Below are 12,330 nucleotides of genomic sequence, written 5' to 3' on the forward strand. Positions count from 1 at the left end.
CGTTCCTATAGCTCTTTCGCAATGGCATCAAGAATCTCAGCATGTGCTTTAGCATCAATTTCTTTACGCAAAATCTTCTCAGCACCTGCAATTGCCAGAGCAGATACTTGCTGACGTAAACCTTCTTTAGCACGGTTTACTTCTTGATCAATTTCAGCTTTTGCACTGCCAATAATGCGATCAGCTTCTGATTTTGCGTTGCCTTTAGCTTCTTCAATCAAATCAGTCGCGCGCTTTTCAGCTTGTGCAATGATTTGTGAAGCAAGTTGCTTGGCTTCAGTAATTGCTTCAGATGATTTCTTCGATGCTTGTTCCAACTCGGTTTTGCCACGCTCACCAGCGGCCAAACCGTCAGCAATTTCCTTTTGACGGGCTTCAATCGCGTTCATGAGTGGCGGCCAGACAAATTTCGTGGTGAACATAATCAACACGAAAAAGGCTATCGCCTGTGCAACTAGTGTAAATCCGATATCCATTTTTGCTCCTGACTGTTATGCCCGATGGCATAACAGATTTATATAGCCCAAACGTTTATTTAGCCCAGACCCCAAAAGAGTCGAAAGCTTAATTAAATTAGCTAACTACAATTAACCAAGTACGCTTAACAGTGGGTTTGCGAATGCAAACATCATTGCCAGACCAACGCCGATAATGAATGATGCATCGATCAAACCTAACAGCAAGAACACTTTACCTTGCAATGCTGGGATCATTTCTGGCTGACGAGCTGCACCATCCAAGAAACTTGCGCACATAATACCGATACCGATACAGGCACCTGCTGCGCCCAGACCAATGATCAAGCCAATACCAATACCTGTATATGCTTGTACCATGGCTAAAAGTTGTAAATGTTCCATTGTGTTTCCTTTCGCTATTGTGGTTTTAACTACTTACTTTAAGTCTTACTACTAAAACTAGTGACTTTCGTGCGCCATCGCCAGATAGACGACGGTAAGCATCATAAAAATGAACGCTTGCAGCACAACAATCAAAATGTGGAAAATTGACCAGCCAGCACCAAGAATTGCGCCAAATATCGTGCCAGTCAGGCCAGTTGCTGCCCAGAGTCCGAGCAGCAGGAAAATCACCTCACCCGCATACATGTTGCCAAATAAACGAAGTGAATGTGAAAGCGGTTTTGAAATATATTCGATGAGGTTAAATGCGAAGTTTGCAGGCCAAACGAGGGGATGTGTGCCGAAAGGTGAACAGAACAGCTCGTGTATCCAGCCGCCTAGGCCTTTTGCCTTGATGGCAAAGAAAATCATTAAAATCCACACTGTGAGCGCTAGAGCAAAGGTGGTATTGACGTCAGAGGTAGGCACCATGCGCCACTTTGTATGCTCGTCACCTATGTGTGCAACCAGCCAAGCCACAATATCAACAGGTAAAAAGTCCATTGTGTTCATCATCAAAACCCACACAAACACGGTGAGTGCTGCCGGGGCAATGAATTTGTGGCGATCGCCATGGAAAATGTTCTTGACTTGGTCATCAATAAAACCGACCAGTAATTCTACAAACGCCTGGCGCTTGCTTGGTACACCTGCTGTTGCACCGCGTACCACCCACCAGATTAGGCCGATAGCAATTAGTCCAAGTGCGATTGACATTACAAAGGTATCAACATGCAGCGTCCAGAAACTACCATTGCCAACGGAATGGGTGTTAAAAGACAGGTGATGCGCAATATATTCTGATGGTGTTAATTGTTCTGTCGCCATGACATCAAACCCTAAGTTTCACTTTTTTCGTTATGCGCATTTTTATCAAGCGCAGTGACTGCCACTCCAGACAAAATAGCAGCTGCGGCTAAGCCTAATATCAAAGCCCAGGGCACTAAATGGTCTGTGTAAATTTTAAATGTAATAAATAACAGAATTATGATGGTCAATATCTTGACCGCTTCTGCTTTTAGTAAGCCAATTAATATGGCTCCAGCCTCTTTATTATGTTCGCTGCGTCTGGCCATTATTGACGCGGCAAATCCACCTGCTATTGCTGAGCCTCCACCTGCTAATGCAGATAAAGCGCCATGTAACCCCGCAAAATATCCTGCTGCTAATGCGACGGCTGCCGTGGCCATAATCTGCCACTTTGCCATCTGCTTATACACGGTGGATGTTTTATTGTTTTCCATTTGTGATTCTTAACCAACTTATTGCTTACTTCAGTTTCAGCATGCAAGCTACTTAAGAAATTTCCTTACCAAATGGCACACCGTGAAAAGCCCGTGATTGTCTTGTTTAATCAGTATTAAGTCAAGCGTTTCATCATGCCTGACGTTTCAGCTTGGCGATAATCTCATCCAACTGATCAAGGCTGGAATAGCGAATTTTCAATGTTCCTGCGCCTTTTGCAGAGGTTTCGATTTTGACATCCGCCCCCAATGATTCTGCGATTTCTTCCTGCAAGCGCTGCACATCCTGGTCAGGCTTTTTGACTTTCGGCGCGGTTAAAACTTGCGAGCCTATGGTCTTCACCAGCTTTTCTGCATCCCTAACCGATAAGCCTTTTTGTATAATTTGCTCAGCCGCAGTAATTTGAGCAGCTTCGTTTAAGCTTAATAGCGCTCTTGCATGGCCCATATCCAGCAAACCATTGATGAGTTTTTCCTGCACTTGCACGTGCAAATTTTGTAAACGAAGTAGATTTGTCACAGCACTACGCGAGCGGCCAACGGCGTGCGCTGCAGTTTCATGCGTCATACCAAACTCATCGATCAGGCGCTTAATACCTGTAGATTCTTCTAGCGGATTCAGGTTCTCGCGCTGGATATTTTCAATCAAGGCCATAGCCAGCGCAGATTCGTCTGGAATGTCACGCACGATTACGGGCACTTCTTTCAGCCCAGCGAGCTGCGAAGCACGCCAGCGACGCTCACCGGCAATAATCTCATAGCGATCGCCCGCGATTTTGCGCGTGATAATCGGCTGCATGATGCCTTGTGATTTGATCGAATCTGCCAGCGTTTGCAAAGCAGTTTGATCCATATGGGAGCGAGGCTGATACTTCCCAGGCTGCAGCTGATCTACCTTTAACATGCGTAGCGCATCTGCATCACCCACACTACCCATATCACCTGCCAATAAGGCATCTAAGCCACGACCCAACCCTTTAGGCTTCACCATTTACCGCCCTCACTTTACCTACTTTTCGATTAATAATTTCACCTGCCAGCGCCAGATAAGCCTTGGCACCCTTGGAGCTTTTGTCATAAAACAGCACAGGTACGCCATAGCTCGGGGCCTCAGCCAGCCTGATATTACGGGGGATGACGGTGCGATAGACTTTGTCGCCAAAATGCTGTGATAACTCGACTGAAACTTGCTGCGCCAGCATATTGCGGTTATCAAACAGGGTACGCAACAAGCCTTCGATCTCTAAAGTCGGGTTTAAATGCGCACGCACTTTCTTGATGGTATTGACTAAATCAGACAAGCCCTCCAGTGCGTAATATTCGCACTGCATGGGGATCATCACGGCATCAGCCGCCGTCAGCGCGTTGACCGTAATCAGGTTGAGGGCAGGAGGGCAATCAATCAATATGTAATCATATGGCTTGCCTGAAGGGTCGGCTTTAACCAATTCTGCCAATGCCTGCTTGAGGCGAGTCTCACGAGCAATTTCGTTCACCAGCTCGACTTCTGCACCAGCCAATTCACGGTTTGCCGGAGCAACGTCAAACTTTCCTTTTTCTGAGGTTTGTATCACTTCTTTAAAGGTTTTTTGGCCAATCAATACATGATAAACGGTGTGTTTAAGGCTGGTTTTTTCTATGCCACTACCTGTGGTCGCGTTGCCTTGTGGATCAAGATCAATGAGCAAAACGCGGCGCTTAGTAGCAGCCAAGCTAGCAGCTAGATTCACGCAAGTGGTGGTTTTACCCACACCACCTTTTTGGTTGGTAATCGCCAATATGCGCATGCTATGCCGCCCCGATATGATGAAAAGCTTGATTGAATGGAATCACGACCAGATGCCGCTGCGCGTCTAAACCAGGCACTACCAACGGAATAATCTCCGTCGCTTTTGCTTGTGTCTTGGCAAGTTCTTCTTCTGGATACATGCCCTTCATTGCCAGCCACTTTCCATTTTCCGCCAACAGATGCTTGGTCAGGTTCAAAAACAGGGATATCTCTGAAAAAGCGCGAGAAATAATGATCTCAAACTGATGCGCTGGCTTGTATTGCTCCACTCGACCAGACACTACTTGTAAATTAGTGATATTCAATTCAGCTTTGGCTTGACGCATGAAACTGGCTTTTTTCTGGCTTGAATCTATCACGGTCACTTGTAGATCGGGCAAGCAAATAGCCAATGGAATACCTGGTAAGCCACCACCACTACCTACATCTAGCAAGTTATTTGCGTTGATATGCGGCAACACAGAGAGACTATCCAGCAAATGCAAAGTCACCATGTCTTCAGCATCACGCACCGCAGTCAGGTTGTGCACTCTGTTCCACTTTTGCAGCAACGCAAGGTAGTCCATGAGTTTTTTCAGGGTACTGTCTGATAACGCTAATCCAGCTTGTTCAATACCTTGCGCTAGCTTTTCCAAAAGCTTATCCGAGCCATCTCTAGTTGGTTGCGATACCAAGACTGCACTCATGCAGCGATATCCACTTTTTTACTGCGGCTTTTGCGCTTTAAGTAGACCAATAATAAAGAAATCGCAGCTGGGGTTAAGCCTGAAATACGACCCGCCTGACCAAGCGTTTCTGGACGCTGTTTACTGAGTTTTTGTTGTGCTTCTATCGACAAACCATGCACATCGGCATAATCAAGATCTTCAGGCAATTTCAAATGCTCGTTTTGTTTGCTACGCTCAATCTCTTCATATTGACGGTCAATATAACCTTGATATTTAGCAGCAATTTCAACTTGCTGGCGCACCTGCTCGTCGGTTTCACCCAGGCCTGCATCAGACAAACTCAGCAAAGCCTCGTAGCTAACCTCTGGTCTGCGCAGCAACTCGAACAATGAATACTCATGTTCGATTTCTTTACCAAGCACACGCAGGGCGTCGGATTTTGGCAGGCTTTCTGGACGCACGAAACTGCGCTTCAGGCGCTGTTGCTCGCGAATAACAGCCTCTTGCTTACGCGAGAAAGCCTCCCAGCGGACATCATCGACCAAACCAATTCTACGGCCAGCTTCGGTCAAGCGCATATCCGCGTTATCTTCACGCAGCAATAAACGATATTCGGCACGACTAGTAAACATGCGGTATGGCTCTGTGACGCCCGTGGTAATGAGATCATCTACGAGCACCCCGAGATAGGCCTGATCACGACTAGGGCACCAGCTTGGTGCGTCTTTCGAATAAAGTGCGGCATTAGCGCCTGCCAATAAACCCTGCGCAGCTGCTTCTTCATAGCCCGTTGTACCGTTAATCTGGCCCGCGAAGAAAAGCCCTTGAACCGCTTTGGTTTCCAGCGAAGATTTTAAGCCGCGCGGATCATAATAATCATATTCAATCGCATAGCCAGGTCGCAAGATATGCGCATTTTCAAGACCTTGGATTGAGCGCACCAACTGGCATTGAATATCAAACGGCAGACTGGTTGAAATACCATTGGGATAGACCTCATTCGTGGTCAATCCCTCTGGCTCAAGAAATATCTGGTGCGACTCTTTATCGGCAAAGCGGTGAATTTTGTCTTCAACCGATGGGCAGTAACGAGGGCCTACGCCTTCAATCACACCCGTGTACATGGGCGAGCGATCTAAACCACTACGAATGATTTCATGCGTACGTTCGTTAGTGTGGGTAATCCAGCAAGGCACTTGTCGCGGATGTTGCGCTACGTTGCCCAAAAATGAAAATACAGGGGCAGGGTTATCACCCGGCTGTTCCTGCATCACCGCATAATTGATTGTGCGACCATCGATACGCGGTGGTGTACCAGTTTTCAAGCGGCCAGCAGGCAAACCAATCTCACGCAATCTTGCTGCAAGCGACACTGCAGGCGGATCACCAGCTCGGCCCGCCTGATAATTTGAAAGTCCAACGTGAATAAGCCCAGCCAAAAAAGTGCCTGCAGTCAATACCACGGCTTTTGATTCGAAGCGCAAGCCTAGCTGCGTTACCACACCGGCAGCGCGTTCGCCGTCCAGAATAATGTCATCAACAGCTTGCTGAAACAGCCATAAATTAGGCTGGTTTTCCAAGCGATGACGGATAGCCGCCTTGTAAAGAATACGGTCTGCTTGTGCTCGAGTGGCGCGAACAGCAGGGCCTTTGCTTGAATTCAATATGCGGAACTGTATGCCGCCTTCATCTGTAGCAGCAGCCATGGCGCCACCCAGCGCATCAATCTCTTTAACCAGATGGCCTTTGCCGATGCCGCCTATCGATGGATTACATGACATTTGACCCAGTGTTTCGATGTTATGGGTGAGCAGCAAAGTCTTTTGACCCATGCGTGCAGAGGCCAGCGCAGCTTCAGTACCTGCGTGACCACCGCCAACCACAATAACATCAAATTTTTCAGGGAATTGCATGCGTTTATCGATTCGATAACAAGGACGTATATTTTACTTCATACTGCTCTTTTCGTCATTTAAAACCCAGCTTTTATTAAATGCGAATCGCTCGCAACGCCAATAGAATTAACAATCTAGTCATCTTTTGTTAATAAAATTGGCATACAATTAGCTTGTAGTAGATTCAGCTACACATCATTACTACCAACAATCTTAGGAATTCATCATGAAAAAGATTTCTATCGCACTAATTGCCTTACTTTCAGCCTCTGTAATGAGCGCACATGCCGATGTAGAAAGCGCGCACAAGCTCGCGAATAAATATCTAGGCATTGCTAAAGCCATCAATCCAGAATACAAAGATTTTTCAGCAGAAGACGGTAAAGCGTTTTTCAACCGTGAAATCACTGTTAAAGGTAAACAAGTTGCTTGTGCTTCTTGCCACACCGCAAACCCAGCTGATCCTGGTAAGCACATTGTCACTGGTAAGCCGATTCGCCCATTGTCACCAGTGGTCAATGCCAAGCGCTTCGCTGATCTTGATAAAGTTGAAAAGAACTTCACCAGCCATTGCAATGACATTATTGGCCGTGATTGCACCGCTCAAGAAAAAGCTAACTTCATTGCTTACCTGTTAACTGCAGATAAGCCTTAAATCCGCTTAATTGTTTTAAATGCAATATGTATGGGATTTATTTGTTAGGGTATTTCACTGGTCGTTAGTCGTCGCCTTTGCCATCGCGTTTATTACGCACAAATCAGAGTGGCATCTGATCATGCATGTGAATGCAGGCTTCATGGCCGGCTATCTGATCATCGCTCGCATAGTCTGGGGGTTTCTGAAAACAGGCTATGCGAGCTTTAATGCCTTTCCATTAAATCCTATCCAAGCTATTAAGTACGTTTGGGAAATACTCAAAGGCCACCCAAAACAATTTATCGGCCACAATCCTGCTGGCTCAATAATTATTTATCTCATGCTCATTGTTGGCTTACTTACAGTAGCCACTGGTATTCTCAAATTCAATGATGGCTGGCTCATAGATGCGCCAGACCTTCTACAAACACTACATCAGTTTTTTGCTTGGTTCTGGCTATTTCTTGTTGGTATTCATGTAGTTGGTGTTATCACAGAAAGTATTGTGCATAAAGATAACTTGATTATGGCGATGATTACGGGCGTGAAACGTACCCATGACAGTAATAGTTATGTGCTCGACAAAAATGTTTCACGTGAAACGCTACATACTTCTGCCATGCTTTCTACAGGCTTAAAGCGCATGATGCATTCGCTCACGAACCTGGGGAAACTCAGCAACAAATTATATTTGATGCAAGAAGAAGAAAACACCCCTGCTAAATTCTACTTAAAACTAGCAGATAATGGTGGTGTATTTTTTAGTATGTATGCGGGCGATGAAACGCTGTTGTTAGAAAGTTACGTGTTCAACTCCAAGCAACATCTGCTTGAAAAGATTGATTTACTTAAGAAAATTGGTTGCGAAGACAAGTATTACAAACTGCTCACATCCAATATGAAGCGCATGTACTTTATTGTAAAAACCGAAGACTGCCTTATTGCCGCCAGCCCTTTGTATGACACTGATTCTGAACGTATGCAAGCGTTGGGAATTCTAAAAAAGAAACTGGTCACTGCGGAGGTAGAAGATCTAATTGAATAAAATGACTATTTACCGATACAAAAACGGCTGAAAATCTCACCCAGTAAATCATCTGGAGTAAATTCTCCAGTGATAGTGCCCAACGACTCCTGGGCTAAACGTAACTCTTCTGCCAATAACTCTGGCTGACTTAACTGATCCTTCGCAATATCTAAATGCCGCTTAACTTCTGCCAGAGCATTCAGATGCCTACTTCGCGCCATGAACACACCTTCACCGGTAGATTGCCAGCCTGCGCGTTTTAGCAATTCTTCTCTCAACAAGACTAAACCCTCACCAGTTTTAGCAGAGAGGTAAATATGAGTATCCCCTTGCTTGGTTTCGATTCTCGCTTTATTTAACTCAGCATCGTCCGAATGTTCAGGTTGGAAATTCAAATCAATCTTGTTATGTACCCAGATTTTGCTCAATTCTTGCGGCAATCGCGCTATAACGAGTTTTTCGTGTTCGCCAATACCGTTAGCTGCGTCTACCAATAATAATGCGATATTGGCCTTTTCTAGAGCTTGCCAAGTTCGCGCAATGCCGAATTTTTCTACTTCGTCTTCTGTTTCGCGCAAGCCTGCAGTATCAATAATGTGCAAAGGCACACCTTTAATTTGTATCAGGCTTTTTACTGTGTCGCGCGTAGTTCCAGCAATCGGTGTGACTATCGCAATTTCTTCGCCAGCCAACGCATTAGTCAAACTAGATTTGCCGACATTCGGCTGGCCAACCAAAACAACTTGCATACCTTCACGCAATAAATTGCCTTGTTGCGCTTGATGAGAAATCGCACGTAGTTCGGTCGCAATACGGCTCAGCTTTTCAGCAACGCTACCTTGCGTAATAAAGTCGATTTCTTCTTCGGGGAAATCAAGGCAAGCTTCAACATACATACGCAAGTTGATGAGCTGATCGAGCAATTGATGAACAAGTTTTGAAAAGTCGCCAGATAAGGATCGCATGGCACTGCGCGCTGCTTCTATCGTTGAGGCATTGATAACATCGGCTACAGCTTCAGCTTGGGCAAGATCAAGTTTTTCATTCAGATAAGCACGGCGTGTAAATTCGCCTGGTTCGGCTTGGCGGGCACCTAGTTCCAGGCAACGTGCTAGCAACAACTGCATCAAGGCTGGGCCACCATGCGCTTGCAGCTCTAGAACATCTTCGCCTGTATAAGAATTAGGTGCTGCATAGTAGATGGCAATACCACGGTCAATCAACTCACCGTTCACATCTTTAAAACCCAAATAGGCTGCATGCCGTGGGGCAGGGCAGTCGCCAAGAATCGCTTTAGCAATACTTTGGCTGGCAGAGCCCGAAACACGAACGATACCAATACCGCCAGAACCCGCCGCCGTCGCGATGGCGGCGATGGTCTCTGGCTGAGGCTTACTTGACCGCATTTCCCTTCTTTGCAGCTGTTTCACGCTTGATCACAGTGTTAATGCGCCATTGTTGGGTAATAGATAATAAGTTATTAACTAACCAATACAACACCAAACCAGCAGGGAAGAAGAAGAAGAACACACTGAATACAATAGGCATGATCATCATCACTTTGGCCTGCACTGGATCTGTCGGTGCTGGATTCAAACGTGTTTGAATAATCATGGTAGCGCCCATCAACAAAGGCAGTACATAGTAAGGGTCAACCGCTGAAAGATCGTGTATCCACAACATAAATGGTGCATGGCGCATCTCTACGCTACCTAGCAATACCCAATAGAGCGAGATAAACACTGGAATTTGCACCAATATAGGCAAGCAACCACCCATAGGATTGATCTTCTCGGTCTTGTACAACTCCATCATCGCTTGCTGCATTTTTTGTTTGTCGTCACCGAACTGCTCTTTCATGCGTTGCAAGCGTGGTGCAAGTTCACGCATCTGCGCCATGGAGCGATAACTTTTAGCCGAGAGCGGATAGAACATAAGCTTGATCAGCACAGTAAGTAGAATAATCGCGACACCCCAGTTATGCACGACGATTTCTATGTGTGACAGCACCCAGAATAAAGGAAAGGCAATCACTTTGAGAATGCCGTAATCCACAGTCAACTCAAGCCCTGGCGCCGTTTTTTCAAGGTCTGTGTGGGTTTGTGGGCCAGCATAGAATTTTGCTTTTGCTTCAATACTCGCGCCTGGCGCTACCGTATCCAAAGCACCTTTGCTGCCGATAGAATAGATATTTTCTGAAAGTTTCTTAGTGTAGAACTCGCGTGATTTACTTTCTTCTGGAATCCATGCACTCACGAAATAATGCTGAACGATACCCACCCAGCCATCTGGTGTATTTTTGGAAAGATTGGATTTTTCCATATCTTTAAACGGCAGTTTTTTATACTTATCGGCTTGGGTAAAGTAAGCGCCGCCAGTGAATGTAGGCATCATCTTTGAGCCTTGGTTAGACTGGCTATCATGCACGATTTGATAATAGACCCAAGGTTCTATAGGCGTACTGCCACCATTATGAATTTGGTAATTTACGTCAATCGCATAGTCACCGCGGTGGAATGTGTAGATTTTGTCTACTTGCACACCATTACTACCGACCCAAGTAAAACGTACATCTAACGTATCTTTACCAGCTTCCATCTGATAACTATCTGCAGCCGTCGTGAACACTGATTTGTGCGTAGGTAAATCTGTACCAATCAGGCCTGTTTGTGCCACATAAGTCATAGGCGCCGCAGTATCATCCATTAGGACAAAGTTGTGGTCAGTAGTGTCTGAAGCACGATGTTTCAATAGTTCAAGATGCCGTAAGTCACCGCCTGTGGTATCAATCTCGGCGCTGAATAAATCTGTTTCTACATGAACACGCTTACCAGGCAACAAACGAAAGCCTGAGTCTTGCACCAAAGCTGCATTTTCTTTATTAGGATCTAAAGCTGCTGTAGGTGTTTGACCATTTGTGACTTGCGGTACGCTTGCATCTTGCGCTTGAGTACTCTCGGTTCCACTATCTGCAGGCAAATGTTGGCGCTGCCAACCATCCCATAACATAAGGATTGAAAAAGACAAAATAACAAATAAAATCAGGCGTTTGGTATCCATAAATCTCTAATCTTGATAGGTGATATGTATTTTATATATCTGGGTTATTGGGGATAAATTAATTTTAATGCTGTGGATTTAAGATACAGGGTCATGACCGCCAGGATGCCAAGGATGACATTTAGCCAATCTTACAATTGCATAGCGCGTTCCATGTAAAGCACCATGTTTCTGGATCGCCTCGATCGCATATTGTGAACAAGTGGGGCTAAAGCGACATTGTTGCCCAAAAAATGGGCTCAAGGTTAACTGATAAAATTTAATAACGCTAATAAGTACTTTTCTCATCGCTTTATCAAACTTTCAGCCTTCAGTGGCTAACCGAAGACTCGGTTATTTGTTCTTTAATTTGATAATTTAAACGTCGACTTAAGCTAGCAAATAACTCGTTGAGCTCCAGCACAAGAATTTTGTAATCACTCGTACTGAACCTACGCTGTGCACGTATGACCAAATCAAGGTTTGGTAGTTGGTGCTGATTCAACCTGAAAAACTCTTTTATTACGCGTTTCATATAATTTCTGTCCACTGACAATCGTGCTATTTTCTTGCCCACTATCAACCCTAATCGCGCATCTAATTGCTGATTATATTGATAATGTATGGCGAGATAATGACCAGAAATGCGCTTGCGGAAATTAAAAACGGATGAAAAATCATCCGTTTTAATTAGTCTGCGTTGACGCGGAAAAGTAAATTTTAACGCTTGCAACGGCTTGAGTCTTAATATTTATTGATAACTAATTTTAGGTTCTATCAATAAACAATCAAAAATTCTATACCGCTAAACGAGCACGGCCCTTGGCGCGACGTGCTGCAATCACTGCACGGCCACCACGTGTTTTCATGCGAACAAGGAAACCATGGGTGCGAGCACGGCGAACTTTTGATGGTTGGTAAGTACGTTTCATAATAAATCTCCAATAACTGCTTAGCTATATCTTGAGCAAAGACCATTATTTAACATGATTTATGCATGTTTTGTCAACCTTTATTTCAATTGCTAAACAGGGCCACTAGGCTTTTAATAGGCGCATCAGGCTGTGGATAAGTTGACGTAAACAGGCTAGAATGGTTCTCATTATGTTGAGTAAACAAAACCAGATATCAA

The 12,330-nt window shown here is 45.0% G+C and carries 15 protein-coding genes; 2 read left to right on the forward strand and 13 right to left on the reverse strand.

Annotation, left to right across the window (positions count from 1 at the left end):
• Positions 1-5 precede the first annotated feature (5 nt).
• The 8 genes from ZMTM_RS13340 to mnmG all read right to left on the reverse strand — a co-directional run bounded on the left by ZMTM_RS13340 (position 6) and on the right by mnmG (position 6,513).
• Positions 6-476 carry a F0F1 ATP synthase subunit B gene (locus ZMTM_RS13340; RefSeq protein WP_221764313.1) on the reverse strand — a complete coding sequence of 157 codons (471 nt, stop codon included), beginning with the start codon at positions 474-476 and terminating at the stop codon, positions 6-8.
• A 111-nt stretch (positions 477-587) separates the two neighbouring features.
• Positions 588-860, reverse strand: coding sequence for a F0F1 ATP synthase subunit C (gene atpE / locus ZMTM_RS13345; protein ID WP_221764314.1), 273 nt, complete (start codon positions 858-860; stop codon positions 588-590).
• 57 nt (positions 861-917) lie between these two features.
• Complete coding sequence (atpB, locus tag ZMTM_RS13350) at positions 918-1,727, reverse strand: F0F1 ATP synthase subunit A (RefSeq protein ID WP_221764315.1); 810 nt, start codon at positions 1,725-1,727, stop codon at positions 918-920.
• Between the two features lie 11 nt (positions 1,728-1,738).
• On the reverse strand, positions 1,739-2,143 hold the full coding sequence (locus ZMTM_RS13355; protein WP_225907043.1) for an ATP synthase subunit I: 405 nt from the start codon (positions 2,141-2,143) through the stop codon (positions 1,739-1,741).
• A gap of 133 nt (positions 2,144-2,276) precedes the next feature.
• Positions 2,277-3,134 (reverse strand): ParB/RepB/Spo0J family partition protein, encoded by an 858-nt coding sequence (locus tag ZMTM_RS13360; protein WP_221764316.1) that lies wholly within the window; start codon positions 3,132-3,134, stop codon positions 2,277-2,279.
• Positions 3,121-3,930, reverse strand: coding sequence for a ParA family protein (locus ZMTM_RS13365; RefSeq protein ID WP_221764317.1), 810 nt, complete (start codon positions 3,928-3,930; stop codon positions 3,121-3,123). Before ZMTM_RS13365 ends, ZMTM_RS13360 begins: the two co-directional genes overlap by 14 nt.
• 1 nt (position 3,931) lies before the next feature.
• Positions 3,932-4,618, reverse strand: a complete 687-nt coding sequence (rsmG, locus tag ZMTM_RS13370; protein WP_221764318.1) for a 16S rRNA (guanine(527)-N(7))-methyltransferase RsmG — start codon at positions 4,616-4,618, stop codon at positions 3,932-3,934.
• On the reverse strand, positions 4,615-6,513 hold the full coding sequence (gene mnmG, locus ZMTM_RS13375; protein WP_221764319.1) for a tRNA uridine-5-carboxymethylaminomethyl(34) synthesis enzyme MnmG: 1,899 nt from the start codon (positions 6,511-6,513) through the stop codon (positions 4,615-4,617). Before mnmG ends, rsmG begins: the two co-directional genes overlap by 4 nt.
• Positions 6,514-6,721: 208 nt before the next feature.
• Here mnmG and ZMTM_RS13380 point away from each other — a divergent pair, with 208 nt between their 5' ends.
• On the forward strand, positions 6,722-7,150 hold the full coding sequence (locus ZMTM_RS13380) for a DUF1924 domain-containing protein (RefSeq protein WP_221764320.1): 429 nt from the start codon (positions 6,722-6,724) through the stop codon (positions 7,148-7,150).
• A 19-nt stretch (positions 7,151-7,169) separates the two neighbouring features.
• Entirely contained in the window at positions 7,170-8,177 is a 1,008-nt protein-coding gene (locus ZMTM_RS13385) for a cytochrome b/b6 domain-containing protein (RefSeq protein WP_221764321.1), read from the forward strand.
• A 5-nt stretch (positions 8,178-8,182) separates the two neighbouring features.
• Here the strand turns inward: ZMTM_RS13385 and mnmE are convergent, their stop codons facing one another.
• The 5 genes from mnmE to rpmH all read right to left on the reverse strand — a co-directional run bounded on the left by mnmE (position 8,183) and on the right by rpmH (position 12,130).
• A complete protein-coding gene (gene mnmE / locus ZMTM_RS13390) occupies positions 8,183-9,565 on the reverse strand; it encodes a tRNA uridine-5-carboxymethylaminomethyl(34) synthesis GTPase MnmE (protein ID WP_221764322.1) in 1,383 nt (460 codons plus the stop codon).
• The gene (gene yidC / locus ZMTM_RS13395) at positions 9,552-11,219 is read right to left on the reverse strand and encodes a membrane protein insertase YidC (RefSeq protein ID WP_221764323.1); all 1,668 of its coding nucleotides are present in this window, start codon (positions 11,217-11,219) and stop codon (positions 9,552-9,554) included. Before yidC ends, mnmE begins: the two co-directional genes overlap by 14 nt.
• A 78-nt stretch (positions 11,220-11,297) precedes the next feature.
• Positions 11,298-11,507 (reverse strand): membrane protein insertion efficiency factor YidD, encoded by a 210-nt coding sequence (gene yidD / locus ZMTM_RS13400; protein WP_221764324.1) that lies wholly within the window; start codon positions 11,505-11,507, stop codon positions 11,298-11,300.
• A gap of 22 nt (positions 11,508-11,529) precedes the next feature.
• Positions 11,530-11,931 carry a ribonuclease P protein component gene (gene rnpA / locus ZMTM_RS13405; protein ID WP_221764325.1) on the reverse strand — a complete coding sequence of 134 codons (402 nt, stop codon included), beginning with the start codon at positions 11,929-11,931 and terminating at the stop codon, positions 11,530-11,532.
• Between the two features lie 64 nt (positions 11,932-11,995).
• Positions 11,996-12,130, reverse strand: coding sequence for a 50S ribosomal protein L34 (gene rpmH, locus ZMTM_RS13410; RefSeq protein WP_045751845.1), 135 nt, complete (start codon positions 12,128-12,130; stop codon positions 11,996-11,998).
• Between the last annotated feature and the right edge of the window lie 200 nt (positions 12,131-12,330).

The organism is Methyloradius palustris (assembly GCF_019703875.1).
GTDB classification, from domain to species: Bacteria; Pseudomonadota; Gammaproteobacteria; order Burkholderiales; family Methylophilaceae; genus Methyloradius; species Methyloradius palustris.

Excerpts from the sequence above, each read along its gene's own strand:
- atpE (WP_221764314.1), bottom strand. The coding sequence starts at position 860 with ATGGAACATTTACAACTTTTAGCCATGGTACAAGCATATACAGGTATT.
- ZMTM_RS13380 (WP_221764320.1), top strand. The coding sequence starts at position 6,722 with ATGAAAAAGATTTCTATCGCACTAATTGCCTTACTTTCAGCCTCTGTA.
- ZMTM_RS13340 (WP_221764313.1), bottom strand. The coding sequence starts at position 476 with ATGGATATCGGATTTACACTAGTTGCACAGGCGATAGCCTTTTTCGTG.
- mnmG (WP_221764319.1), bottom strand. The coding sequence starts at position 6,513 with ATGCAATTCCCTGAAAAATTTGATGTTATTGTGGTTGGCGGTGGTCAC.
- yidD (WP_221764324.1), bottom strand. The coding sequence starts at position 11,507 with ATGAGAAAAGTACTTATTAGCGTTATTAAATTTTATCAGTTAACCTTG.
- ZMTM_RS13385 (WP_221764321.1), top strand. The coding sequence starts at position 7,170 with ATGCAATATGTATGGGATTTATTTGTTAGGGTATTTCACTGGTCGTTA.
- atpB (WP_221764315.1), bottom strand. The coding sequence starts at position 1,727 with ATGGCGACAGAACAATTAACACCATCAGAATATATTGCGCATCACCTG.
- mnmE (WP_221764322.1), bottom strand. The coding sequence starts at position 9,565 with ATGCGGTCAAGTAAGCCTCAGCCAGAGACCATCGCCGCCATCGCGACG.
- yidC (WP_221764323.1), bottom strand. The coding sequence starts at position 11,219 with ATGGATACCAAACGCCTGATTTTATTTGTTATTTTGTCTTTTTCAATC.
- ZMTM_RS13365 (WP_221764317.1), bottom strand. The coding sequence starts at position 3,930 with ATGCGCATATTGGCGATTACCAACCAAAAAGGTGGTGTGGGTAAAACC.
- rsmG (WP_221764318.1), bottom strand. The coding sequence starts at position 4,618 with ATGAGTGCAGTCTTGGTATCGCAACCAACTAGAGATGGCTCGGATAAG.
- ZMTM_RS13360 (WP_221764316.1), bottom strand. The coding sequence starts at position 3,134 with ATGGTGAAGCCTAAAGGGTTGGGTCGTGGCTTAGATGCCTTATTGGCA.
- rpmH (WP_045751845.1), bottom strand. The coding sequence starts at position 12,130 with ATGAAACGTACTTACCAACCATCAAAAGTTCGCCGTGCTCGCACCCAT.
- ZMTM_RS13355 (WP_225907043.1), bottom strand. The coding sequence starts at position 2,143 with ATGGAAAACAATAAAACATCCACCGTGTATAAGCAGATGGCAAAGTGG.